Annotated in this window: 27 protein-coding genes; 18 read left to right on the top strand and 9 right to left on the bottom strand. The window is 41.0% G+C overall.

What is annotated here, in order from left to right; all coding sequences use genetic code 11:
* Positions 1 to 180 precede the first annotated feature (180 nt).
* On the top strand, positions 181 to 1,839 hold the full coding sequence (locus BM095_RS14175; protein WP_091663259.1) for an N-acetylmuramoyl-L-alanine amidase: 1,659 nt from the start codon (positions 181 to 183) through the stop codon (positions 1,837 to 1,839).
* Between the two features lie 258 nt (positions 1,840 to 2,097).
* The gene (locus tag BM095_RS16860; RefSeq protein WP_281243903.1) at positions 2,098 to 2,232 is read left to right on the top strand and encodes a hypothetical protein; all 135 of its coding nucleotides are present in this window, start codon (positions 2,098 to 2,100) and stop codon (positions 2,230 to 2,232) included.
* A 129-nt stretch (positions 2,233 to 2,361) separates the two neighbouring features.
* On the opposite strand, the gene crcB is transcribed toward BM095_RS16860, so the two are convergent.
* The 3 genes from crcB to BM095_RS14160 all read right to left on the bottom strand — a co-directional run bounded on the left by crcB (position 2,362) and on the right by BM095_RS14160 (position 4,135).
* Positions 2,362 to 2,739: a fluoride efflux transporter CrcB gene (gene crcB, locus BM095_RS14170; protein WP_091663257.1), complete on the bottom strand. Its 378-nt coding sequence runs from the start codon at positions 2,737 to 2,739 to the stop codon at positions 2,362 to 2,364.
* Position 2,740: 1 nt separating this feature from the next.
* Positions 2,741 to 3,136 carry a fluoride efflux transporter FluC gene (locus tag BM095_RS14165; RefSeq protein WP_091663254.1) on the bottom strand — a complete coding sequence of 132 codons (396 nt, stop codon included), beginning with the start codon at positions 3,134 to 3,136 and terminating at the stop codon, positions 2,741 to 2,743.
* Between the two features lie 219 nt (positions 3,137 to 3,355).
* Positions 3,356 to 4,135, bottom strand: coding sequence for a PRC-barrel domain-containing protein (locus BM095_RS14160; RefSeq protein WP_091663251.1), 780 nt, complete (start codon positions 4,133 to 4,135; stop codon positions 3,356 to 3,358).
* Positions 4,136 to 4,437: 302 nt separating this feature from the next.
* Here BM095_RS14160 and BM095_RS14155 point away from each other — a divergent pair, with 302 nt between their 5' ends.
* From BM095_RS14155 to BM095_RS14135, 5 genes are all read left to right on the top strand, one after another.
* Positions 4,438 to 4,824: an ectoine synthase gene (locus BM095_RS14155; protein ID WP_091663248.1), complete on the top strand. Its 387-nt coding sequence runs from the start codon at positions 4,438 to 4,440 to the stop codon at positions 4,822 to 4,824.
* Between the two features lie 245 nt (positions 4,825 to 5,069).
* Entirely contained in the window at positions 5,070 to 5,849 is a 780-nt protein-coding gene (locus BM095_RS14150; protein ID WP_091663246.1) for a SurA N-terminal domain-containing protein, read from the top strand.
* Between the two features lie 261 nt (positions 5,850 to 6,110).
* Entirely contained in the window at positions 6,111 to 6,425 is a 315-nt protein-coding gene (locus tag BM095_RS14145; RefSeq protein WP_091663243.1) for a DUF2325 domain-containing protein, read from the top strand.
* A gap of 60 nt (positions 6,426 to 6,485) precedes the next feature.
* Positions 6,486 to 7,016, top strand: a complete 531-nt coding sequence (locus tag BM095_RS14140; RefSeq protein ID WP_091663241.1) for a hypothetical protein — start codon at positions 6,486 to 6,488, stop codon at positions 7,014 to 7,016.
* Positions 7,017 to 7,228: 212 nt separating this feature from the next.
* The gene (locus BM095_RS14135) at positions 7,229 to 7,537 is read left to right on the top strand and encodes a hypothetical protein (protein WP_091663238.1); all 309 of its coding nucleotides are present in this window, start codon (positions 7,229 to 7,231) and stop codon (positions 7,535 to 7,537) included.
* Between the two features lie 121 nt (positions 7,538 to 7,658).
* Here the strand turns inward: BM095_RS14135 and BM095_RS14130 are convergent, their stop codons facing one another.
* The gene (locus tag BM095_RS14130; RefSeq protein ID WP_091663235.1) at positions 7,659 to 7,955 is read right to left on the bottom strand and encodes a spore coat protein; all 297 of its coding nucleotides are present in this window, start codon (positions 7,953 to 7,955) and stop codon (positions 7,659 to 7,661) included.
* Positions 7,952 to 8,158 carry a hypothetical protein gene (locus BM095_RS14125; RefSeq protein WP_091663231.1) on the bottom strand — a complete coding sequence of 69 codons (207 nt, stop codon included), beginning with the start codon at positions 8,156 to 8,158 and terminating at the stop codon, positions 7,952 to 7,954. Before BM095_RS14125 ends, BM095_RS14130 begins: the two co-directional genes overlap by 4 nt.
* A gap of 161 nt (positions 8,159 to 8,319) precedes the next feature.
* Here BM095_RS14125 and BM095_RS14120 point away from each other — a divergent pair, with 161 nt between their 5' ends.
* Genes BM095_RS14120 through BM095_RS14105 form a run of 4 tightly spaced genes read left to right on the top strand, consistent with a single transcriptional unit; the run spans position 8,320 to position 10,253 of the window.
* Positions 8,320 to 8,544, top strand: coding sequence for a spore coat protein (locus BM095_RS14120; protein ID WP_091663229.1), 225 nt, complete (start codon positions 8,320 to 8,322; stop codon positions 8,542 to 8,544).
* On the top strand, positions 8,541 to 8,900 hold the full coding sequence (locus BM095_RS14115) for a spore coat protein (protein ID WP_091663226.1): 360 nt from the start codon (positions 8,541 to 8,543) through the stop codon (positions 8,898 to 8,900). Before BM095_RS14120 ends, BM095_RS14115 begins: the two co-directional genes overlap by 4 nt.
* A 23-nt stretch (positions 8,901 to 8,923) precedes the next feature.
* Positions 8,924 to 10,060: a zinc-dependent alcohol dehydrogenase gene (locus BM095_RS14110; RefSeq protein ID WP_091663223.1), complete on the top strand. Its 1,137-nt coding sequence runs from the start codon at positions 8,924 to 8,926 to the stop codon at positions 10,058 to 10,060.
* 13 nt (positions 10,061 to 10,073) lie between these two features.
* Positions 10,074 to 10,253, top strand: coding sequence for an H-type small acid-soluble spore protein (locus BM095_RS14105; RefSeq protein WP_091663221.1), 180 nt, complete (start codon positions 10,074 to 10,076; stop codon positions 10,251 to 10,253).
* Positions 10,254 to 10,351: 98 nt separating this feature from the next.
* Here the strand turns inward: BM095_RS14105 and BM095_RS14100 are convergent, their stop codons facing one another.
* Complete coding sequence (locus tag BM095_RS14100; RefSeq protein ID WP_091663218.1) at positions 10,352 to 11,029, bottom strand: flagellar brake protein; 678 nt, start codon at positions 11,027 to 11,029, stop codon at positions 10,352 to 10,354.
* A gap of 202 nt (positions 11,030 to 11,231) precedes the next feature.
* Between BM095_RS14100 and BM095_RS14095 the strand changes: the two genes are divergently transcribed.
* The 3 genes from BM095_RS14095 (at position 11,232) to BM095_RS14085 (ending at position 13,039) form a co-directional block, all read left to right on the top strand.
* Positions 11,232 to 11,753: a hypothetical protein gene (locus BM095_RS14095; protein ID WP_143083236.1), complete on the top strand. Its 522-nt coding sequence runs from the start codon at positions 11,232 to 11,234 to the stop codon at positions 11,751 to 11,753.
* Positions 11,754 to 11,939: 186 nt separating this feature from the next.
* A complete protein-coding gene (gene wrbA / locus BM095_RS14090) occupies positions 11,940 to 12,548 on the top strand; it encodes an NAD(P)H:quinone oxidoreductase (protein WP_091663358.1) in 609 nt (202 codons plus the stop codon).
* 137 nt (positions 12,549 to 12,685) lie between these two features.
* Positions 12,686 to 13,039 (top strand): hypothetical protein, encoded by a 354-nt coding sequence (locus tag BM095_RS14085; protein ID WP_177194835.1) that lies wholly within the window; start codon positions 12,686 to 12,688, stop codon positions 13,037 to 13,039.
* A gap of 194 nt (positions 13,040 to 13,233) precedes the next feature.
* On the opposite strand, the gene BM095_RS14080 is transcribed toward BM095_RS14085, so the two are convergent.
* Positions 13,234 to 13,680 carry a DUF2935 domain-containing protein gene (locus BM095_RS14080; RefSeq protein ID WP_091663213.1) on the bottom strand — a complete coding sequence of 149 codons (447 nt, stop codon included), beginning with the start codon at positions 13,678 to 13,680 and terminating at the stop codon, positions 13,234 to 13,236.
* A gap of 242 nt (positions 13,681 to 13,922) precedes the next feature.
* Between BM095_RS14080 and cydD the strand changes: the two genes are divergently transcribed.
* Complete coding sequence (gene cydD, locus BM095_RS14075; protein ID WP_091663210.1) at positions 13,923 to 15,650, top strand: thiol reductant ABC exporter subunit CydD; 1,728 nt, start codon at positions 13,923 to 13,925, stop codon at positions 15,648 to 15,650.
* The gene (gene cydC, locus BM095_RS14070) at positions 15,647 to 17,368 is read left to right on the top strand and encodes a thiol reductant ABC exporter subunit CydC (RefSeq protein ID WP_091663207.1); all 1,722 of its coding nucleotides are present in this window, start codon (positions 15,647 to 15,649) and stop codon (positions 17,366 to 17,368) included. The genes cydD and cydC overlap by 4 nt, the downstream gene beginning before the upstream one ends.
* A gap of 334 nt (positions 17,369 to 17,702) precedes the next feature.
* On the opposite strand, the gene BM095_RS14065 is transcribed toward cydC, so the two are convergent.
* Positions 17,703 to 18,998 (bottom strand): NAD-dependent epimerase/dehydratase family protein, encoded by a 1,296-nt coding sequence (locus BM095_RS14065; protein WP_245757924.1) that lies wholly within the window; start codon positions 18,996 to 18,998, stop codon positions 17,703 to 17,705.
* A 266-nt stretch (positions 18,999 to 19,264) separates the two neighbouring features.
* Here BM095_RS14065 and BM095_RS14060 point away from each other — a divergent pair, with 266 nt between their 5' ends.
* Positions 19,265 to 20,269, top strand: a complete 1,005-nt coding sequence (locus BM095_RS14060; protein ID WP_091663202.1) for an LLM class flavin-dependent oxidoreductase — start codon at positions 19,265 to 19,267, stop codon at positions 20,267 to 20,269.
* Positions 20,270 to 20,383: 114 nt separating this feature from the next.
* Here BM095_RS14060 and BM095_RS14055 read toward each other — a convergent pair whose 3' ends face one another.
* Complete coding sequence (locus BM095_RS14055) at positions 20,384 to 21,964, bottom strand: BCCT family transporter (RefSeq protein WP_091663200.1); 1,581 nt, start codon at positions 21,962 to 21,964, stop codon at positions 20,384 to 20,386.
* A 251-nt stretch (positions 21,965 to 22,215) separates the two neighbouring features.
* On the opposite strand from BM095_RS14055, the gene BM095_RS14050 reads away from it, so the two are divergent.
* On the top strand, positions 22,216 to 23,037 hold the full coding sequence (locus BM095_RS14050) for an STAS domain-containing protein (protein ID WP_091663197.1): 822 nt from the start codon (positions 22,216 to 22,218) through the stop codon (positions 23,035 to 23,037).
* Positions 23,038 to 23,405 lie beyond the last annotated feature (368 nt).

Below are 23,405 nucleotides of genomic sequence, written 5' to 3'. Positions count from 1 at the left end.
TTCAATTTCTTAACAAATAGTCTTCTATGTTAACGGTATGTAAAATCATGAGATATGATTTTCCTATTTTCTCTAATACATAGGAAAAGAGTAGTATTTTCAACCAATTCCATGCTACTCTTGGTAGTAGAATGAAAATTTTGTAGAAATAGGGAAATAGTGAGAGGAGGATCACTTGTTTTGGGTAAAAAAATTTCATATGTTTGCTTATCGCTTGTAATGTTATGGACGTTGATTCCAACCCTTGGTACTGAAGAAGTGAGTGCCAGTTCTACTTTTTCGGATGTGAACGACAATTATTGGGCGTCTGATGAAATTGATTACATTGCAGAACAAGGTATTGCTAATGGAGACGGTGTGCGTTTCAGACCGGAAGAACCAGTGAATCGAGCGGCTGCTTCGGTCATGATGACGAAATCACTTGGATACGGAGGGCATGACCGTTCAGCCCCCACCTATTCAGATGTATCAAAAGATTTTTGGGCTTATAAATATATCGAGAGAGCTTCTGAATTAGGTATTTTCCAGGGGACGGACGGAGCATTTAAACCGAATGACAGCATCCGCAAAGCACAAGTCGCCGCTGTAGTCGCTCGTGCCTTTTTTGGGGATGAATTGGAAGAAGTAAGTTATGATGGCAGCTTTACCGATATCTCGGATCGTTTTTGGGCAAAAGATTACATAGAGGTTCTCGTTGAAAATCACATTATTGAGGAAGGTGGATCGTTTCGCCCAAATGATGAGGCAACTCGCGCAGAATTATCTGCCTATCTCGCTCGTGCCATGAATAAGGAATTGCGACTGGATCGTGAGGAAGAAAAACCGTCTAATACGGAAATTCTCTACGAAGGAGTCGTCGTTAACATTGACGATGATGACGAATTATATGTGCGATCAGGTCCTGGGACAGATTATCGTCATTTTGACAAGCTCGATAACGGGGAACGAGTGGATGTCTATGGCGAAGAAGGAAAATGGCTGGAGATTTTTGTACGAGGGAAAAAAGGTTACGTCAGCAGCTATTATGTTGAAAAAGTAGATGAAGTGCAGTCCGGAGAAGATAGTATGGACTATCGTACAGAGCCGATTGCTGAAGCCCTCGTAAGTGTTTCTTCCACACTGAACGTTCGTTCCGGCCCCGGTACGAATTATGAAACGATAGGGAAATTGAAAAATGGCGATGTTGTTGAGATTTATGAACGTACGAACGAAAGCTGGGCACTTATTAAGTTTAATAATCAATGGGCCTATACCCATCGAAATTATTTAAGAGAGAAAAAGAAAGGGTCCAATGGTTTAGCGGGGAAAACGATCGTGATAGACCCGGGTCATGGAGATCACGACCCTGGTGCACAAGCTAATGGCTTAATTGAGAAAAATGTCGTGTTAGAAGTAGGGCTCCGTGTGGAGAAATTATTAGAAGATGCCGGTGTCAATGTTGTAATGACGCGAAAAGATGACACATTTATAACTCTCCAAGGAAGAGTCGACATTGCCGAGCGAGCGTATGCTGATTCATTTGTAAGCATACACGCGAACGCAGCCAGTGCAGCAGCAGAAGGAGCAGAAACGTTTTACAACAGCGACCACGTGGCCGAGGAAAGTAAGAAACTGGCTCAGGCCATTCAAACCCGTCTCGTTCAAGAAACCGGGATGAAACATCGCCGAGTTGCTGACGCTCGTTTTTATGTCATTCGCAACACTACCATGCCTAGTACTTTGGTTGAACTAGGATTTTTAACGAACCCTGGTGACGTGAACCGTATGAAACAGGCAGGGTACCCGGATCGAGCAGCACAAGCTATTTATAATGGGATACGCGATTTTTATGATTGGTAAAGAAAATGGAAGTGATTTCTGAATCGTATTCGTTCTTTGTCAGAAACCCTTGCTTTGCTTATAGAGGCGGCAAGGGTTTTTTGTATACTGCTACTTCTTGTAAAGGACAGACTTTCGGAGGGCTTTCCACTTTTTAAAGTGAGTCGAATGGAATAATTTCGCCAAAAATATTTTAATAAAAGTGGTTTAATAGAATGAAATATCGGGAAAGAGGATGTGGGGTATTCTAATTGATTGTAAGCAGGTAGAAGGGAGGTGTTGAACATCGAGGAGCGTGTGACTGTTGACACTGATGAGAAAACAGTACTAACGAAAGAAGATATCGACCGCTTACTAGAAGAAATAGAACTGTGGTTAGATGTTAGGCAGAAGAATAAGCGAGAAAAAGTCTAGAATGATAATTATATTCGTGTGATTCTATCACCCATCACAAGATGTTACATAAACGATACGTGTTATCCCGCCATTGACAGGTTTCATGGCGGTTTGTTTATATGGCTCTTCTTTCGTTATCATAAAGGCTTAGATCATCCAGTACCCTAACCCAAACAAAAGAAAGGAACCGATCAAAGAAAGGGTTGTATAATAAATGAATGCCAAGTAACATTTCTTCTCTAATAATTGATAAGCTTCCAGACTAAAAGTCGAGTATGTCGTGAAAGCTCCAAAAAAACCAACACCGAGAAAGAGAAACCAGGAATCATTGTATAGATATTGAGGAAGCACTCCGTCGAAATTTATATTTAAAAAAACACCTAACCCAAACGAACCAATTAAGTTTACGAAAAGCATGGAAAGGGGGAAGGATGGTTTAGGAAAACAAGCATCCACCGCTTTGCCAAGCAAATAACGGCAGACAGCGCCGCTAGCTCCTCCTAACGCTAGAATGAAAAATACCATCTTACCTGTTCCCCTTTCGTTTTTGACTCCAGCCCCCGACACGCTGACCTAACACAAACCCTGCGACGACAAAAATAAGACCTCCAATGAACGTCACACCTATGTAAATGATCGTTTTCAATAAGTAACCATCACTCCATAACAAAACACTGTCAAATATAAACGTCGAAAAAGTCGTGAATCCCCCGCACAATCCAACTCCTAAACCTAGCTTCAGCCATTCCTTCGTCCCTTTCCTAACGAAAAAGCCAGTAAGCAACCCTAGTAAAAAGCTGCCAGACACATTCTCAAAGAGGGTCCCGAGCGGGAAGGAAAGAGGAGACGTGGCGATATATAGCAAATAACGAAGCCACGTACCAATCACAGCTCCGAAGGCAATAGAAAGAATGTTTTTCATATAAGCTCTCCTCGCCGTACAGAAATAACCTATGAATATAGGATACCTTATCGGGGAAATGGAGACAAAAGGCAAACAGCCGACAGGTGTTGTCTTACCAGAAGAACCGCTATTAAAAAGAAATGGGAGAAGGGGCAGCACAGAACAATGCCGCCCGAATACTCATTGATCCAGATAGAGACATCCTATTCTAGAAGGAATAAGCCGTCAAAGGTTATTTTAATTGCGGAATGAATTGTAGTAAGTGAAGTATGGGTCTTCATCGTTGGAAAGCGGGGTTTGAGGGTCGTAGGAAGGAGCTTGTTCTACTTCTTTCTTAGACATTTGTACAGAAACATCCCCGTTATCCCAACTTACGTCCTTGACATAATTGGTAGAAATAACGACATGGTCACCCGATAAAAATCGGCCAGTATCAACGACGAAATACTGAATGTGCCAAGAGTTATTCTTGATTAAGACATTATCGACGTGACCGATTGAACCATCGGTGGCTGCGATATCATATCCAGTAAATGAGCCTGTTATCTCTCGTAAGCTCCTTAAGTGAGGATTATCATTCTTTGTTTCTTCCTGTGCGTCTACTCTGTCTTCTTGTTCAGTATTTGCTAACGTTCTTGCATCGGTGTAACCGCCCCACACTGCCGTTGGTCCCCAAACGTCATGACTTGGCAGAGGCCAATAGGTACCATATCCATAATATCGATAAAAGTCTCTCTCTTGCTGACGAGAAACGGGACGTTCTGCATCCATTGGCGGGGCTTGTTTTATTTGTTCTTTTGTCACATCCACATTTATTACTTGAGAGGAAGGATCTACTGATTCTACGGAAATAGGAGAAATCAATTTCTTGTAACCTGGAAGCCAAGGCTTTGTGTTCACCACCATATACCGCACGACCCACGTGTCATCCTCAAAGTAAAAATCTTCAACACGTCCAATGGAACCATCTGTGGCTTCTACGGAATAACGGGCGAGGTTATCTCCTGGCAACAACATTAATACATTCTCCTTTCTTCTGACAGTCTGTAGCATATTTTCCCGAAGAAAAGGGAATAGTAAACGTAACGACAATGATGTCACATAGAGACATCCTCTGCCAGACGTAGAAAACAATGGAGCTTCGTCTACAATGCAGGAATGATTGTAAGAAATAATAGGTGATATAGGTAATAGTAAACTGTGCTTGTCTTATTTCGCCATTTAGTCGGCGTAGCAATGATTGTTATTTTTTATAAAACCCGTTAGAGTAATATAGTAGTCACAAAACTACAGGTTTGAAATAGAAAGGAGTTCATACGATGAAAGTAATCAAGTTAGAAGATCTAAAAGGAACAGAGAGAGAAGTAGATAATGGAAATTGGGTCAGCTATCGTTTTCTTTTAAAAGATGACAAGATGGGGTACTCTGTAAATGAAACAATTATTCGAGCAGGTACTGAAACTCATATTCATTACAAAAACCACCTAGAAGCAGTATACTGCATTGAAGGCCATGCAGAAGTTGTAACATTGAAAGACAATAAGGTACATACAATTAAAGCAGATACAATGTATGTGTTGGATGAACACGATGAACATTTGCTTCGTGGAATTGAAGACGCAAGAATGATCTGTGTGTTCAACCCGCCACTAAGCGGTCGTGAAGTTCACGATGAAAATGGTGTGTATCCAGCAGACTTAGACTAATATCAAAAACCGGCTCCTTGAACAAAACGAGGGGCCGGATTTTTTTCGTGAGAACCATCGTTGCCCTGTAAGTTTCAATGGGAGACGTTATCCACGCTGCCTATCATGTGAGAAGAAGAGCACACTTATGAACAAAATGTGTCTTTTTAAAGTATAAAAGAATGTGAGAATTTCATGTTTTTCTTGTTCAGATAATGGGCGGGTGTTACAATGGGCGTCAAACAAGATAGATAAAGGAGAATGACATGAAGAAAAAAGGATTACTTAGCCTAGCTATGGCTCTAACTGTGTCTATCGTCGCAGCTTGTGGTGGAGAAGAAGCAGCAGAAGAACAAGAACAAGAAGATTCACAAGCACAACAAGAAGAAAACACCGAACAAGCAGAGGATAGTCAAGAGCATCCAGAAACACCTGAACCTGAAGTAGAAAACGTACCTGATGTAGTGGCAGAAGTAAATGGAGAAGAAATAACGAAAGAAGATTTCGTTCCAACATACGAAAGCCAGTTTCAGCAAGCCGTGATGCAATCTCAAATGACAGGACAAGAACTTAATCAAGAGGAACTAAAACAACAAATAGCAAATAGCATGGTCGGTACAGAACTGCTCATTCAAGAAGCAGAAAACCGTGACTATTCATCCTCCGAAGAAGAGGTAAATAAAACAATAGAAGACATTGCCGCGCAGAATGGCATGGAATCAAAAGACGAATTCATCAGCGCTATCGAGGAACAAGGCACAAGTGAAGAAGAAATTATGTCTCAAATTGAACTGCAAGTAAAAATAGATAAACTCATCGCAGAAGAAGCGGGAGACACAGAGCCGACAGAAGAAGAACTACAAGAAGCTTATGATCAAATTTCCGCTCAACAAGCCCAAATGGGTGGAGAAGAAGCTGAAGTTCCTTCCTTTGAAGAAATGAAACCCGATCTAAAAGAGCAAGTGAAGATGCAAAAAGAAGGGGAAGCAGCTCAGAAATTAGTAGATCAACTTCGCGAAGAAGCCGATGTTACCATTCATGTATAATAGTTAGAAAAAAATCAGGCACACTCTCATTAAAAGAGTGGCCTGATTTTTTTGTTTCCCTTTGCGATTGGGAATCTAAAAGATTTCCCAGACCGTTGAATGAAATCACCTAAAATCTTTAACAATCAATGTATCGCTCATTAGAATGTCTTACTCATCCCATTATATAAGCACATAGTCACGTTGACATTGATAATCATTTTCACTAAAATATACACATGATGAGAATAGTTTTCAATTAATACGGAGGGTTAAAGCAGTATGAATACCTTAATGATTGTAGGAGCAGATAGGCTCGGTACGATTACCACACGGTTGAAGTCGCTAGGTTTTGGGGAGATCCTACATATGGATGGCAGAAAGACTAGAATGGTACGCCAAGGTATTCCGAAAGAGATCGATGCCGTTCTCATTCTGACAGATTTTATCAACCACAATGTTGCGAAAAAAATAACAGAACAGGCGAAAGAACGATCTATTCCTGTCTGCTATGCAAAACGTTCTTGGTGTTCCATTTATCAATCATTAGCCCAATCCAAAAACATGTGTAAACAATGTCAATTTTTACAAAAGTAACCAAAGTGAGAAATTATAATAATGAAAAACTGTAAGGAGAGCATAAGGAGGAAGGATACGTTGGATTTCGAACGTTATCTAGAAAATGAACAGGATGATTTTCACTCAGAAGCGGCACTCACGTTGCAGCAGATGTATAATTACATTTTATTTGACATCTCTCGCAAGAATATTACGACAAAAAAACAGCTCCTTTTAATATTGAAGAGATTGTGGAGGTATTTGGACTACCAACCATTTCTACATACGACCGATTATGTTGTTTCTCAATTAGCTATTATGGATGAAGCATTAAAATTATTTACTGCCCTTCATCATGGAAAACTCATAACGTCTGCATACCAGAGGGATATATTGGTTGTGTGTGTAGCGGGAGAAAATTCAGAAGATATTGAAGCTTGGTTATGGGTGGATAGCACGGAGAGAAATGAAAGAAATGTAATCGATCAGTCTGAATCTTGGCTGTATCGCTTCTTTCCTAATAATAATTGGAGACTCACTGGAGTGGAGCCGAAGCGAAAAATTTATTATATACGGAGAAAAATAAATAATGCATCGTTTAACAAGAGAGCGAAAGAGGAACGAAGGTAACAAGAATAATGCTTTCCTTATATAACAAAAGAGAACGATAGATGCAAATGGATATAAAACTGTATAACATGCTATATGTGCTAGTAGTATGCGTGAGAGAGAATCATATTAAAATTACCTTATAAATTCTATGTTTATCTATTGATAACTACCTATATCTTTATGTTACAATATGAATTGTAATTTATTTTAGTGTAAAGGAGGTCTTTGAGATGACAAAGATCTTTATGGATGAAAAGACGAAGCATTGGGTAAGAAAGAATGGTGGGACCGTTGCGTTATATCCTTTTTATCCATTAAATCCAAACAAAGGAAAAGGACCGATTGATGTGATGGTCATGCTAGAGCGACCTGAGAACATGCAAGAAATGACAGTTACTATGATCGATGAACTAGAAGTGTACGTACACAGAGATATCCAGGCAAAGCGATCTTTAAAAATTCATCGGACAGGATACGGACCATTTCAACACCTCTGTTGCAGCGGGATGAAGCGCTTCAAAAAACAACTGCCAGCTTGAAATGTCAGAAAATTAGGGAGTCATGCACTCAGAGATGAAACAAAGACATCCCTTCTCCGGTTAAAATACTAGATGAGATTGTTACCATCACCAATGGGAAACAATCTCATTTTTATTTCATCTAGTCTGCTAACTTAAGAGCCGTTTGAGATGCTTTTTTGTCTACTTTTCGTTGTTCTTCTAAATCGCTTGGATAATAATATCCTTTATCCATCATGTATTGACTGATTTTTTCGTGAGATTGAATCGCATCGTTCAGCTGATGGTGAAGGATTTCTCTCACTTCGGGAGTGACAGCTTCCGTTAATGCAAACGTTAAGTTTCGTACAGCAGATTTCACTGATATCAGATAATCGACGGCAATGACTTGATCAGTCATACCACTCAAGCCAGCTACTTTTTGAAGCATATTGGTCATGATGTAGTGTCTCTCCTTTGTAAAAGTTCATGTAATTGGGTGACATGCTGCTGGCCTTCCTTCACCTCATTCTCTAGAATTCCCTTCAATTCCTTACATCCAACCAATCCACGCATCGTTGAAGACTTAGTTAAGTTCAAGTTTTTAAATGTTAGGATTTCATGAAGCTCGAGCCTCTCATGAAGCGCTAATTTATCAGACATATCCTCTCTCCTTCCTCCTTAAAATTTCTCCTGTGAGCATAGAATACTCGTCTGTTGTTTATTTATACATACAGCGGAGAAAGAGAGTTTCCTTAGTATAGTGACTAAGTGAAAGAGGCAAATTAACGATAGATTTGTGTAAAGGAGGACAGGGAAACGATATGGGAAAAGAGGACTTGGCTCTTCATGAAACAATGGATACTCACGAACTTCTGAACTTGAGCACCGTGGCCTTGTTGAAATCAAAGATGATGCAGGGGATCGTTTTTGATCAAGACCTTCGGGCATTATTAGAGAAGAATGTTCAAATGTCTATATTAAATATAAATGAATTACAACGTTTATATCCATACACACAGAACGATGAAACGGGGGTCAGTAAATGAAAGATTACCAAGATCCTATTCATTCAGTGGGAATGGCAGAGAAAGTAGATTCAGCCATCGCTCTTGATTTATTAATAACAGTGAAAGAAGCGGTGCGAAATTATTCTATTGCATTGACGGAAGCAGCGAGTCCCGAGGTGAGAACAACCATTCGAAACCAGATGGAAGCAGCCATTACCTATCAACAAGAAGTGATACAGTTAATGTCAGACAAAAAATGGTTTTTTCCTTATGACGTTCAAGAGCAGCAAGCCCTCGATATTAAGGCGGCTCAAACGGCGGTAGACATTGCGGAACTTGATCTTTTCCCGGCAAACAACAATCGAAAAGGATTGTTTCCGGTTCCCCCTCAATAACACCTATGGGAGGAAATTAAAATATGAAAGCTGTGACGTTTCAAGGTGTCAAAAATATAGCGGTCAAAGATGTTGAAGATCCGAAAATAGAAAAACAAGATGATGTCATTATTAAGCTGACCAATACAGCCATTTGCGGATCGGACTTACATTTAGTGCACGGCATGATCCCGAACGCACAAGAGGATTATATTATTGGCCATGAACCAATGGGTATCGTAGAGGAAACAGGTCCAGAAGTAAAGCATTTAAAAAAAGGAGATCGAGTGGTGATCCCTTTTAATGTTAGCTGCGGCCATTGTTGGTTTTGTGAAAATGAATTAGAGAGCCAATGTGACAATGCAAACGACAATGGGGAAATGGGAGCTTATTTTGGATATTCCGGTACGACAGGAGGGTATCCAGGTGGACAAGCGGAGTACATGCGAGTCCCGTATGGAAACTTTACCCCATATAAAATACCTGAACACAGTGAGGTAGATGATAAGAATTTAGTACTGCTGTCGGACGCTGGAGTAACAGCGTACTGGAGCGTGGATAATTCAGGAATGAAAAAAGGAGATACCGTCATTATACTCGGATGCGGTCCGGTTGGTTTGTTGGCGCAAAAGTTCGCTTGGTTAAAAGGAGCTGAGCGAGTTATCGCCGTCGATTACGTGGGATATCGGCTAGAGCATGCTAAACGAACGAACAAAGTGGAAGTAATTAATTTTGAGGATTACGAAAATGCAGGAAGTTATTTGCATGAAATGACGAAAGGTGGTGCTGATGTTGTTATTGATTGCGTCGGCATGGACGGAAAAATGACAGATTTAGAATTTCTTGCAACTGGATTAAAGTTGCAAGGCGGTGCTATGGGCGCATTAGTCATGGCGAGCCAAGCCGTACGGAAGGGTGGAAATATCCAAGTCACAGGAGTGTATTCATCCCGTTATAACGCCTTTCCTCTCGGGGATATCTTTCAACGTAATGTGAACATCAGAACAGGACAAGCACCGGTTATTCATTATATGCCTTTCTTACACGATATGATTGCAGAGGAAAAAGTCGATTTAAGTGATATTATTACGCATACTTTGCCATTAAATGAGGCAAAATATGGATATGAAATATTTGATACCAAAACAGAAGGCTGTATTAAGGTCGTTTTAGAGCCGTAAAGGAGGAAAGAAAATGGATGCACAACGAGCACAGGAAATCTTATCGATGGATACGATGGTCGATGTAACGTACAACGGGGAAAAAGTGTATATCGAACACGTGGACCAAGAAGTGGGGCAAGCCACGGTTCATCCACTTGATAACCCCGCTACAAAGCATAGCGTATCTGTAGACCAATTAACGGAAAGATAAGACATATAGGGAGTAAGCTGTCTTTATGTTAGTAGCATAGAGACAGCTTTTTTATTACAAAATCTTATGTTCTCGTCGGAAAAAGAGAAATCGTTATTTTAGTTGCGATTTCCATTTTTTGTGAAGTGGGCGGATTGCCCTCCTTGCCATTTTCGTTGTTGTTCAAAACAGAAATGAATGATATGTTGCCGATCTGTTTCGTGGAGCCCTTGAAATTTTAATGCAGCTAACGGGAGAGAATCTTTCCTCTTTTGAAATGTACGTACGACTTGACAAGATGCTGCGATAGGAACGCGTGTCTCTCGAATATCTACGGTAAACGAGCAAACAATGGCTTCTCCTTTTTCTAAAAACTCACCTTTTGGAAGCACAATTGCCATGCCGCCTCCGCTTATATCTACGGTGGTGGTGCGAAAATGAGCACCTTTAATAGGTGAAGTCACATCAACGTCAAGCATGGCATTAACACGAAAATATTCCCGTTGCTGGATATTTTTGTAGTGACGGACCCCGGGATCTTTCAACAGATATGTCATTATTTTGCCCATGTAGCGTTTCACGACTTTCGTCTCGAATTGATACATCCCGCTACCTGGTCTTACAAAAGAAACTGTTACGTTCATTCCCTCTTGAAGCGGTTTGGTTTTTCTCGTGTGCGTGTTTATAGGGCTATCGATAAATAAGTAGCCATTTTTATATTCCATAATACGAGCGCGCAGAGGAGGGATATCTTCGGAATGAATTTGAATATACATGAATTCTCCTATTTGTAACACGGGTTGATTCCTCCCTCTCCCATCATCTTTTCTTTACGATAGGCTGTTTTCTAATAGAATGTTGTGAATACAGCCTTATGTTATAAGAAATATATTCCTGTTTCTAGTATAATGGTCTCGATAAAAAAGATCTAATGAAATTTATGAAAAGGTTACAACTACATATCAACAAGGGTATATATCATCAAATGAGGTGGTTTTCTTGATCCCATTCATAAAAGATAAGTATTGGATGATGATAATTGTATTCTGTATTACTGGTTGCGGCGTCGAGGGAGATACAAATATGGAGTTGGCGCCGAATGGAATTGGACTCGGTGATGCCGAAGAAGACGTTGCAGACAAGGCAGGTGTTCCCCTTTCAAAAGAAACAATACCTGGTCCAGCGGAGGAAGCAATCATTTATGAGTATGACTCTTTTGCTGTCGTGTTATCAGGGAATACAGTGATTGCGGTAGTATCGTATGATCCTGATGCGACGACTCAACGAGGAGTGGGCCGAGATGTGAACCGGGACGAACTGATCGACGCGTATGAAGAATATTCTATATACTCCAATCAACATGGGGCATTTTATATTGAATTAGCGGAGGAAAACTGGCTTGTCCTTGGACGTGGTGAATTTATTTATTACGGCGATCCACTCATGTTAGAACTTGCAGGGGGAGGCTTTGACCAGGTGAAAAATGAATTAATACGTATTCATCCCGAAAAGAGTAGTTAGTCGGAAAGGAAAATCCTCACCCACTAGCCAGGCTACGTAAAATCCATCCGACTAACATCCAACAAATAATATGAAGAAGGGAAAGAATAATGACATTCCAGTTGGAGAAGCTAAGTATGCAGACACCTCTTCCATTTTGAAAAGAAAGAAGCGTTTCATACAGAAGACATGAAGGAGAGATGGATGTTGACAAATGTTAACGTAGCAATTATTTATTACAGTTCTACCGGGACAAATTATCAAATGGCAAAGTGGGCAGAAGAGGGAGCAAAATCAGCGGGTGCTGAAGTGAAAGTGCGTAAAGTTCCTGAATTGGCTCCTCAAGAAGCCATCAATTCCAACCCCGCCTGGAAGGCGCATCTGGAAGAAACGAAAGATGTACCCGAAGTGTCGTTGGACGACCTTGAATGGGCAGATGCTATTATATTTAGTATGCCAACCCGCTTCGGTAATGTGCCCGGTCAAATGAAGCAGTTTCTTGACACGACGGGTGGTCTCTGGGCGAATGGGAAGTTAATGAATAAAGTAGTAAGTGCCATGTCTTCTGCTAACAACCCTCACGGCGGACAGGAAGCAACAGTGAAAGCATTATACACGACGATGATGCACTGGGGAGCAATCATTGCAGCTCCAGGGTACACGGATCAAAGTGCTTTTACATCCGGAGGGAACCCATATGGAAACAGTGTAACGGTAGATCAGAATGGAACGATGCAAGAGGATGTCGAAGAAGCAGTAAAACATCAAGGAAAACGAACGGCGACGATAGCGTCATGGGTGAAGCAAAGTCAATAAGATGAAGTCAGGCAGTACTCTCCCTAAACGGAGAGGCTGCTTTTTTTAATGGAAAGAGACTCCTTATGGGAAGAAGAAAAAATCGTAACTTTCCTTATATAGATGAATATCATGGTGAGGGAAAGGGAGGGGTAAGAATGAAATACACTGGAAATTATCACTACAATCAACCATATGATGATACACATTGGATGCATGATAAGTGTAACCAGTACATGAACTATCATGTGATGTTTTCCATGAAAGATGGCAGTGAATGGGACGGCATTATTGAGAATGTGAGCAGAGATCAAGTCAGCGTTTTAGTAGGCGAGGATGTCTCGGACCAAGAAAACGAACATTTAGGTGACAGACAATATTATGGTCCTCCGAGAAGGAGATACCGTCGCTTTCGGAGGCGTACTTTCCCACTTGCCTCATTGGCAGCACTAGCTTTATTACCTTACTTTGCTCCATCTCCATATTATGGATACCCTTATTCGTATTATTAATTAGAAAAACATGTGCGTCTAATCGAGGTATCTACAAAAAGAGCCTCCTTGGGTGTGTAGGAGGTGTCCGGCTAGGGACCCTTTGTTTACCTAAGGAGGGCTCTACATAGATAACAATTTTTTTCTGCTTTAATGATGAAAATAGAAATTATTTCATTGCAGATTTTTTATTATATCTTCTATTAGAAATGATATTACGGATATGCAGGATTCAGAGAGGGCTGATTATATAATAAAGCCTGTGCGATACCTGTGAAATATTCCGACTCGCGGATAATATGATCGATGACTATGTTCGCTGTGGGGTTTTCGCGAATCGGCTCACTGTGACGTTTTAATTGATGACAGAGCTCAATGAACTGCTGACTTTGACGGAGCCAAAACGACACAAAATGGAAGAAACGCTGAAATAAGAAATAGGGAATTTGATTTGAACTTATAACAATTTCAATGAACTGCAACACTTGCTGCCGCGTTTCCCCTAAGACTTCTTCCCACTTTTTTAATGCGTTTACATAGACATCTTCCAATTGAGGAATTAATTCTCTAATCACAACTGTATGTTCTTCTTCTTGATGCTTCCAAAATTCGGCCTCATCTAACATACGTAAAGGCATTTGCTGCCCATAATAAAATTGCATCATATCCCTCCCCTCTTACACTATATGGGGGAGGTTGTCCATTTATGATCTTACGTTTTCACGCCTCCCTGATTGTTCTCGCAGTCGAGCTTAGCAGTTAAGAAACCAACTATTTCATGACAACTTACTCCTGCCTATTCCAATCCCCTCCCTTACAGTTAATAATAGAAAGAGAAAACAATGGTTAAAAAATCATGTGGCACAGATGCGATTTTTTACTTTCCATAAAAGGGGATAGATGCATGAATCAGAAACGACAGCAGATACCGATCCCAAAAAAGAATGTGTTGTTTCTTTTCATTTTTTCTGCGTTGCTCGGAGTCATGATCATTAGTCAGGCGTATTTTATTGTCGCCATTATCGATAGTATTTTCTTAAAAGGAGTGTCTTTTTCCACGGTTCTGCCTATGTTAGGGCTGTTATTGCTCATTATGGCAGGTAGAGTTCTCTTTCAGTATGTCAATCGCCGCATCGGTGTTCAAATGGCTGCTGACGTGAAACAGGCCTTCCGACGTTCATTGTTTCATACAGCAGCTCGAAGCTCATTCCATTCTTCTTTTACCAGTCAATCTGGAAAAAAAGTCAGTACGGTCACAGATGTCGTGGATGAAACAGACAGCTATTACAGCCAATATATCCCACAAATCATTCAAACGAGTCTTATCCCATTCCTTTTGTTACTTGTTGTGTTTACTCAACATGTCCATTCCGGTCTTATTTTATTAATAACTGCTCCTTTCATTCCTATTTTTATGGTCATTGTCGGTCTGCAGACGAAAAAGAAATCAGAAGAACAGTTGGATCAGCTATCTGCTTTTTCAGGATCTTTTCTTGACGCACTTCAAGGACTTACGACACTTAAATTATACGGACAGACAGAACGTCAAAAGAAAAAAATGGAAACAAGCAGTCTACGTTTTAGGGATGCAACAATGGAAATATTAAAAATAGCTTTCACGAATTCATTTATGCTGGAAGTTATCACTATGCTCGGCATTGGAATTGTTGCACTGGAGCTGGCTATCGAGCTCGTCATATATGAATCTCTTTCCTTCTTTACCGCATTCTTTATTCTCATTCTTGTTCCTGAATTTTACACCTCTTTAAAAGAATTAGGTACCGCTTTTCACAACGGGAGAAGTAGTCTAGGAGCGGTAAAGAAAATAGAAGAAGAACGCACCGAAGAAGTAAGTATGTGGGGAAAAGAAACACTGAGTATCATGGACAGACCTCCTCTCATAGAAACAGAGAATATAAGTTTCACATACGGAGAAAAGAGATTTTCACTAGAACACATGAATATCCATATCCCTCCTTACCAGCAAGTAGCTATCGTAGGGCGAAGCGGTTCGGGAAAATCGACTCTCCTTCACCTTCTTGCCGGACTCATCGTTCCGACAGAAGGACAAGTAAAAGTAGAGGGAAGACGCTTATTGGATTACGAAGAAAACGAGTGGTTCCGTCACTTAAGTTATATCTCCCAGCATCCTTATATATTTTCAGGAACGATAGCGGAAAACATTGTGATAGGTACAGACAGAGAAGTTACAAAGAAGGACATCGAAGAGGCTGCTGAGCGCTCAGGGTTTGCTGAAGTCGTCCGCGATCTCCCGAAAGGATACGAAACAGCTGTAGGAGAAGGGGGAAGAGGGCTGTCCGGCGGAGAAATGCAGAGACTTGCCCTGGCTCGAGCGTTTTTAAAAAGACCATCTGTAATAATGTTTGATGAGCCTACAAATGGTTTAGACGTGAAGACGGAACAGATTTTGAAAAAGTCGATGAACGAACTCAGGAAATCCGCTACTGTTATTACAGTTGCTCATCGTCTTCACACAGTGCAAGAAGCAGATAAAATTCTCTTTCTTGATCATGGACGTCTGATAGCAGCGGGAATTCATGAAGAGTTATTGAATCGAGTAGAGGGGTATCGAGAAATGGTATTGATCGAGAGAGGAGGTGCGAACGGATGAAAAACCTTTTTCACACGATGAAAGTAATGAAACGGGAGAAAAAAGATATTGTGATTTCCATCATGGCAGGTTTTGTGGCTGGCGTAACAGCGGTCGGACTTTTTGGGGCGAGTGGGTATCTCATTTCAAAATCAGCTCTCGCCCCGCCTCTGTATGCTTTGATTGTTGTTACTTCTCTTGTGAAATTACTCGGCTTTATAAGAGCAGGGAGTCGCTATGCAGAAAGGTATTTTTCTCATCGAGCTACGTTTACGGTGCTCAGTCATTTGCGTGTCTCTTTTTTTGAGAAGCTAGAGCCGCTTGCACCAACCATCTTTCAATCCTACAAGAGCGGTGATTTACTGGCTCGAATCGTCGGGGATATTGAAAGCTTACAACATTACTTCCTGCGCGTCTTTTACCCTCCAATTGTAGCGATGATGGTGTTTTTAGCGACCATGTTATTTACCTCTTTCTATTCCATTTATGTAGCTGCTATTTTAGTAATTGGTCTTTTTTTAACGACATGTCTTGTACCTGCCTACTATACGATCAAGCAACAGAAAAAAGCACCGGAAGTTCGACGAAAGAGAGGTGTCTTATCGACAGAAGTCACAGAATTTTTATATGGGTTCAGAGATCTAAAAATATATCATAAGCTCGGAGAAAAAGAGACGCGTTTAGGCGTCGCGTCCAATGAGTATGTACAAGAACAAAAGTCAGCAAGCTTGAACTTGATTTCCGGTCAGTCTCTTCATACCTTTGTTTCTTTATTTATCACTTGGTTAGTTCTAAGTATTGGCGCGTATTTGGTATCAACGAACCAATTGGACGGAATATGGCTCGCCATGCTCGTCCTGATTTCACTAACGGTATTTGAAGAGGTAGGGGCCATGGCTACATTCCCTATGTATTTGCAAGAAAGCCAAGATGCTGCAGGGAGACTGTCTGCATTTATGAAGACGGAGGATAGGGAAGGGAGACAGAAGAATGAGACAGACAGCATGCCACCTCTTTCAGAACCTCTCTCGATAGAGATGGACCATGTAACTTTTCAGTTTCCCGATTCAAGCAGACCTGTGATTCAAGAGATGACTCTTTCTATTTCTTCAGGACAGAAAATTGCCATTGTAGGGCCAAGTGGATCAGGTAAGTCAACGCTTCTTCAACTAATTTTAAATATATATGATGCAACGGAAGGAGAAGTTCGTTTAAATGATCTGTCCGTCAAGAATTGGAAGAAAGAGAGGATATGGAAAAACACCAAAGTCGTTCTTCAAGACAATCACTTTTTCCACGGAACGGTGAAAGATAACTTACAGTTAGCGGCTGATCGTGTGAGGGACGATGAAATGGTCTCTGCCTTAGAGAAAGTATCGTTACACTCTTTCTCTCTTGAACAGCCGGTGTATGAAAAAGGAGCTAATTTATCTGGTGGGGAAAAGCAACGTTTGGCTATTGCGAGGGCGATGCTGAAACCTGGTCGTCTTTGGTTGCTCGATGAGCCTGTATCTTCTGTGGATGCATGGACGACGAAACAAGTTTACCATCAGCTGTTCGAGGAAGCTTCTCAAGACACGCTTCTTTTAGTGAGTCATCGCCTGGCAGGTTTGGAAATGATGGATAAAATCATCGTTATGGACAAGGGCAGGATCATAGAAGCAGGTGCTTACGATGAATTACTAGATAGAAAAGGGTATTTTTATGAAATGGTCCAAATCGAAAAAAACTTATTTTAAGAAAAGTGGATGGGCTGGAAGGTAACGCAGGACAGGCTCCCTATTCATGAAGGAGGGGAATATCCTCGAGACCATACATGGCCTCTGGAAACGTACACACTTTGTGAGACTCTAAAACCCGGTTGCCCTATTATCGTTAAGAACGAAGAAACAATATATACTACAGACAACGGTAAAAAGCCTGAACACATGGGTCGAGCGTTCAGGCTTTTTTGTCTATCATTTACATGTGTAAGGCTGTATTCTCAAACTTTGTTGTTTTGTACAAAGAAAGAGCCGTTGACGACGTACGTTTTACCACGGGTACGGCGCCTTGCGTTTTACTTTTTACTTTTTACTTGATGCCTTCTTGGGCAGTAGGGATACCAGGCTGCTGATCTTTTGTCCATGTGCTTGTAGCCGGTATTTTCGTATGGTCCGCACGGTGGGCATATTTTTTAGCGATATCTGTTACTTCACGTAAAAGCCCCTCTTCAAGCGTGATAGGGTCCAGGCCTTTTGAAAGGAACAGGTCATTTTTTACATGAAGATCGTTCTCTGCTGCTTCTTTCCGTGGGTTGTCCACGTATGCAATCTCACCGCCCGTCAGTTCACTAACAAGCTTCGCTAAGTTATTTACCCGATGTGTTTCTGTCATTTGATTGAAAATCATTACCCGCTCGTCACGTTTTGGGGGATGCTCGATTGCCAGTTGAATGCAGCGAACCGTATCCTGGATATGGATGAATGCACGAGTTTGACCGCCAGTACCATGCACCGTGATAGGGTAACCCACCGCAGCTTGCATTAAAAAGCGATTCAAAACAGTGCCATAGTCCCCATCGTAATCAAAACGGTTTACAAGACGTTCGTCGAGCTTCGTTTCTTTCGTATTCGTTCCCCATACAATACCTTGATGCAAGTCGGTAATTCGAACGTTATCGTTTTTGTTGTAGTATTGGAAGAGAAGTTGGTCTTGTGATTTCGTCATATGATAGATAGATCCGGGATTGGTCGGATATAATATTTGCTGCTCGATTCGTTCCCCACTCTCAGAAGTCACTTCGATGTCGAGATACCCTTCAGGAATTTTCATCCCCGCTGTACCATACCCGTAGACACCCATTGTTCCAAGGTGTACAAGGTGGATATCAAGCCCGGATTCCACAATGGCGCAAAGGATATTGTGGGTGGCATTAATGTTATTATTCACCGTATATCGCTTATTTTTTGGTGATTTCATTGAATACGGGGCAGCTCGCTGTTCGGCGAAATGAATAATGGCGTCTGGCTTTTCTTCCATGATAACTTGCAGGAGACGCTCATACTCTTCTGCTATATCTATATTATGGAAGCCAATCGATTGGCCGGATAGTTCTTTCCATGTTGCTAACCTCGTTCCCATCGGTTGAATAGGAGTAAGTGAGGCAGCTTCTAGCTCATTGTCAATATTGCGGCGAGATAAGTTGTCAATAATAGTAATATCGTGACCTTCTTGGGAAAGGTGAAGGCTTGTAGGCCATCCGCAAAAACCGTCTCCACCCATTACAAATATTTTCTTTTTTTTGTTCACGTTCGTTCCTGTGTCCACATTTATCACCCTTTTATCCAAGTTATACAGCAGGCGAGGCATTGACAAACGTTTGCTCAAAGACTCCCTCACCCGAAGAGGTTGAAGTGAAGATAATGAAATAAGTAACTCATTATCTCATGGATTCCTTCATTTAGAATAACATACACTTGTACAGAAGTCGGCTATATTTAAACTATCTGAAATATTATTTACAATGTCAACAAAAACTATAGAAAGCAGCCAAAATCTTAAGTATCCCATTCATGATATAAGCATTTAAATTTATTTCTGGAGAAGAAGTTGTTACGATATGGATGAAGTATTCAGGAAAGGAATTTACAAATATGCCAAACAACATAAATATACCGGTATCTTTATTAAACTTAGTACCTATTAGACAAGGTCAGAGTGCCGGAGAAGCAATTACATCCATGGTCGATTTAGCACAGGCGACGGAGGATATGGGATATCATCGTTATTGGATTGCTGAACATCACAATACACCGTCACTTGCCAGTTCAGCAACCACCATCCTCATAAAGCATACATTAGAGCATACAAAGAATATTCGAGTGGGCTCCGGAGGAATTATGCTGCCAAACCATTCTCCTCTTGTTGTTGCCGAACAATTTGGAACCATGGCTTCTATTTATAACAATCGTCTCGATTTAGGCCTCGGGCGCGCACCAGGTACAGATATGATGACAGCGAGCGCGTTGAGAAGGTCTCATAGTGACTCAGTCTATACTTTTCCAGATGATGTCAATGCATTGTTAACATACTTTGGATCAGAAGAAGAGCAGGGATATGTGAAAGCATATCCGGGAGTAGGGACAGAAATCCCTATTTATATACTTGGCTCCTCAACGGATTCTGCTTTCCTCGCTGCGAAGTTAGGTCTCCCATACGTGTTTGCTTCTCATTTTGCCCCGCGCTTTATGGAAGAAGCCATTTCTATTTATCGAGACCGCTTCCAACCATCCGCCTATTTAGATGCGCCATATGTCATGACAGGTCATAATGTCATCGCTGCGGAAACAGATGAAGAAGCGAAGTACGAAGCGACCACTATGGAGCAATTTTTCCTCAATGTCGTTCGTGGGTCCAGCGCACCGATGAGTCCGCCGATAGATAATATCGACGAGTTATGGAGCCCGCAAGAGAAGATGGCCGTTCAATCAATGTCGAGCATGACATTTATGGGAGGTAAAGAGACTGTAAGAGATCAATTACAATCCTTCCAAAATCAGCTTAACGTCGATGAAATCATTGCTGTAACATATATTTATGACGAAGAAAAACAAAAGCGTTCCTTTGAAATATTAAAAGAAGTAGTAGATGAAAAGTAAGGTGAAACAAGGTAGTGGAGAGTTGTAAAAGGAAAATAAATGAGAAACAGGATGCTCCTTTATAAGAAGACATCCTGTTTTTTATTTCCTTCTGTGAGCGAAGAGCCGCGAAACCTAATCTTGATCTTCCTCTTCCAAGTAATCGGCAATTTTTCGGTGTTTTTCAATATCCTTTCTCCGACGTGTCTCTTTGTAGTCTTTCCGTATCGTCATTAATAACGAAACTGCTACCGTAAATAAAACGAGAGAGAAGGGGAGGGCCCCTATTAAAGAAGCAGTTTGCAAACCTTCCAAGCCGGCACTAATAATCAAAATAACAGCCAATGATGCGATCAATGTACCCCAAATGATTTTCACCAATACGGAAGGATTGGTATCTCCTTTCGACGTCATCATGCCAAGAACGAACGTCGCCGAATCGGCAGAAGTTACCAAAAAGGTAAATAGTAAACCAATAGAGAGGACAGAAAGCACTACGCCCATCGGCAAGTTCTCAAGCATAGAAAAAAGAGCAGTCGCTTCATCTTGAGCTACAGCACCAGCAATGTCAGTACCTTGGAAAAGATCGAAATGAAGAGCGGTTCCTCCGAAAATACCGATCCATATAATACCGAGAAGGGGAGGAGCTACCATAACGCCTAGTACGAATTCCCGTACCGTACGACCTCTCGAAATACGGGCAACGAACATACCAACAAATGGGGACCATGCAATAGTCCAAGCCCAATAGTAAATGGGCCAGTCTTGTACCCACGTACTATTTGTATAATGATCGAGTCGCAAGCTCGCTTGAAAGAAATTTTGCAAATAATCCCCGATACCGGTAGTTATCGTTTTTAAAATGAAACCAGTAGGTCCAAAAATTAACACAGCGATCATAAGCAGGAGGGCGAGACCTAAGTTTGTATTACTTAAATATTTAATCCCGCGATCCAGCCCAGAAATGGTGGATGCAATGAAAAAAACAAACATGAGCGAGACGATAATAAGCTGTGTAGTGATGCCGGTAGGTGCGCCAAACACGCTTCCTAATCCGCCATTGATCTGCAGGACACTGAGACCTAATGTGGTAGCGACACCCATGACAGTTGCAATGACAGCGATGATATCGATCGTATGCCGCAGTGGCTTCTTTCCTGTATCTCCAATAACTGGGTTCATCGTATCACTAATTAAGCTTCTTTCCTCTTGTCTGTATATAAAATAGGAAATAGCGAGTCCGACAAAAGTAAAGGAAGCCCATTGGTGGATTCCGTTGTTAAAAAAAGCGTTCCACATAGCTTCTCGTGCAGCGGCAGGCGTTTCTGCTTCCAGGCCGCCTACAAACGGCGGTGGATCACCGAAATGAGTCATTGGTTCAGCGACTCCCCAAAAAACAATACTGACACCAAACCCTGTACTAAATAACATAGCAATCCAAGTGAAAAATGAATATTTTGGTCTTGTATTGTCTCCTCCTAGACGTATGCTTCCATACTTACTAAAAGCTAAATAGAAATTAAAGATAATGAGGCATAATACGAAAGCTAAATAAAACCAGCCGAAGGTATCGGCAATAAAACCATATGCCGTTTCCGCTTGCGTAGCAAGCATCTCAGGAGCAAGGGCTCCCCATAAAGCAAAAATGAATATAATGGTGAAGGAAGTCCAAAAAGTGATATTCATGAATTTTCGTTTCCTTCTCTTTGTATGCATGGTAACTCTCCTTCTCTCAGAATATATAGCAAGTTAGTTAGCAACAAATCGCTTACTGGCTAGGAAGTTATATACCCTTTCTTGAAAAAATGTATGTGAGAAATTCGTTAAAAAATTGATAGAAATTTTAGTGGTGGCAAAAAAACATTGTGCCGCCAAGGAAATTTTGGAATAATAAAAGTAAGTAAATACATGACGATCACATTTATATCCAAATAAGGAAATAAAGTTGACCATTAAGGGGGATGATGATGGCCTCGTTGTTAAGGTTCTCCAATTACATAATAGAACATGCGAATTCTCACGCAGAAAAAGTGGTGGATACTGTTTTGAGCCAAATGAATATCACGATTCCTAATTGGGAGAGAGAACAGGCAATCACGATGTATGATGAGCTCTTTCAGTTTTTTGGGGCATCTCTTATAAACAAAGAAGAGAGAGACAAAGTGCCGGAGGCTCTTATCGAGTGGAGCAAGAAAAACTCTAAGATGCAATTGGATTCTGGGAAGGAAATCTATGAAATTGTCGTGCGTTACCCGCCAACGAGAGATATTCTTCATGACATGCTCACAACTATTAGTCAAGAGCTTAACCTAAATATCGAAGAACATAGTTATCTCATAAAACGTATCAACCAATTGCTGGATATTAGTTTAAACGAAACGTTTTTCACCTTTCAACGTCTTTCTGAAGAATACAAGAAAGAAACCCAGCAAGAACTGTTAGAGTTATCGGCACCAATAGTACCAGTAACCAATGACATTATCATCCTTCCTTTAATCGGGTATATCGATCAAATGAAATCAGAATATATCATGAATCATGTAGTCCCACGAATCGCTGACTTAAAAGTAAAATATGTAATTGCCGACTATTCTGGAGCGGCTACCATACAGACAGAAAATGCTCTATTTCTAAATAACATCGGAAAAATGCTTCGCTTAATGGGAATTCATGTGATTATTACGGGTTTGCGAACAGAATCGGTTCAGACAATTGTAAATAGTGGAATGGATCTGGCGGCGGTGGATTCCTACGCTACGGTAAAACAAGCATTGGATCTTATTAAGTAAGTTTGTTTAAAGAGATGTCACATTATTAAAGTGCTTCCCATTGGGGAGCGCTTATTTTTGGCAGAATTATTCCACTCGTTTTCGTTATTCTAGAAGGATCACTAAGAATCGCTGACGAAAAATGTCAAAATAGGGGGTTTCTCGTTGCCGATAAAGAGACTACTTCATCATCCACACCAGTTATTCTTCCGAAATAATTACTTCCTCCCTTTATCTTTCAAAAACGAAGATTATTTCTCAGGAAATAATGAAGAAAGAGGGCTATGCAAACCTTAGCACTTATCTTATTTCAGTCGGAAAGTTAAGGCGTTTACCCGGGGAGAAAGACAGCAAGTGTATACGTTTTAAAGTTTCATGAGATGTTGCCT

The organism is Alteribacillus iranensis (assembly GCF_900113025.1).
Classification (GTDB): domain Bacteria; phylum Bacillota; class Bacilli; order Bacillales; family Marinococcaceae; genus Alteribacillus_A; species Alteribacillus_A iranensis.
The sequence above is the reverse complement of the archived record's forward strand: the minus strand, read 5'-3'. Positions and strand labels throughout refer to the sequence as shown.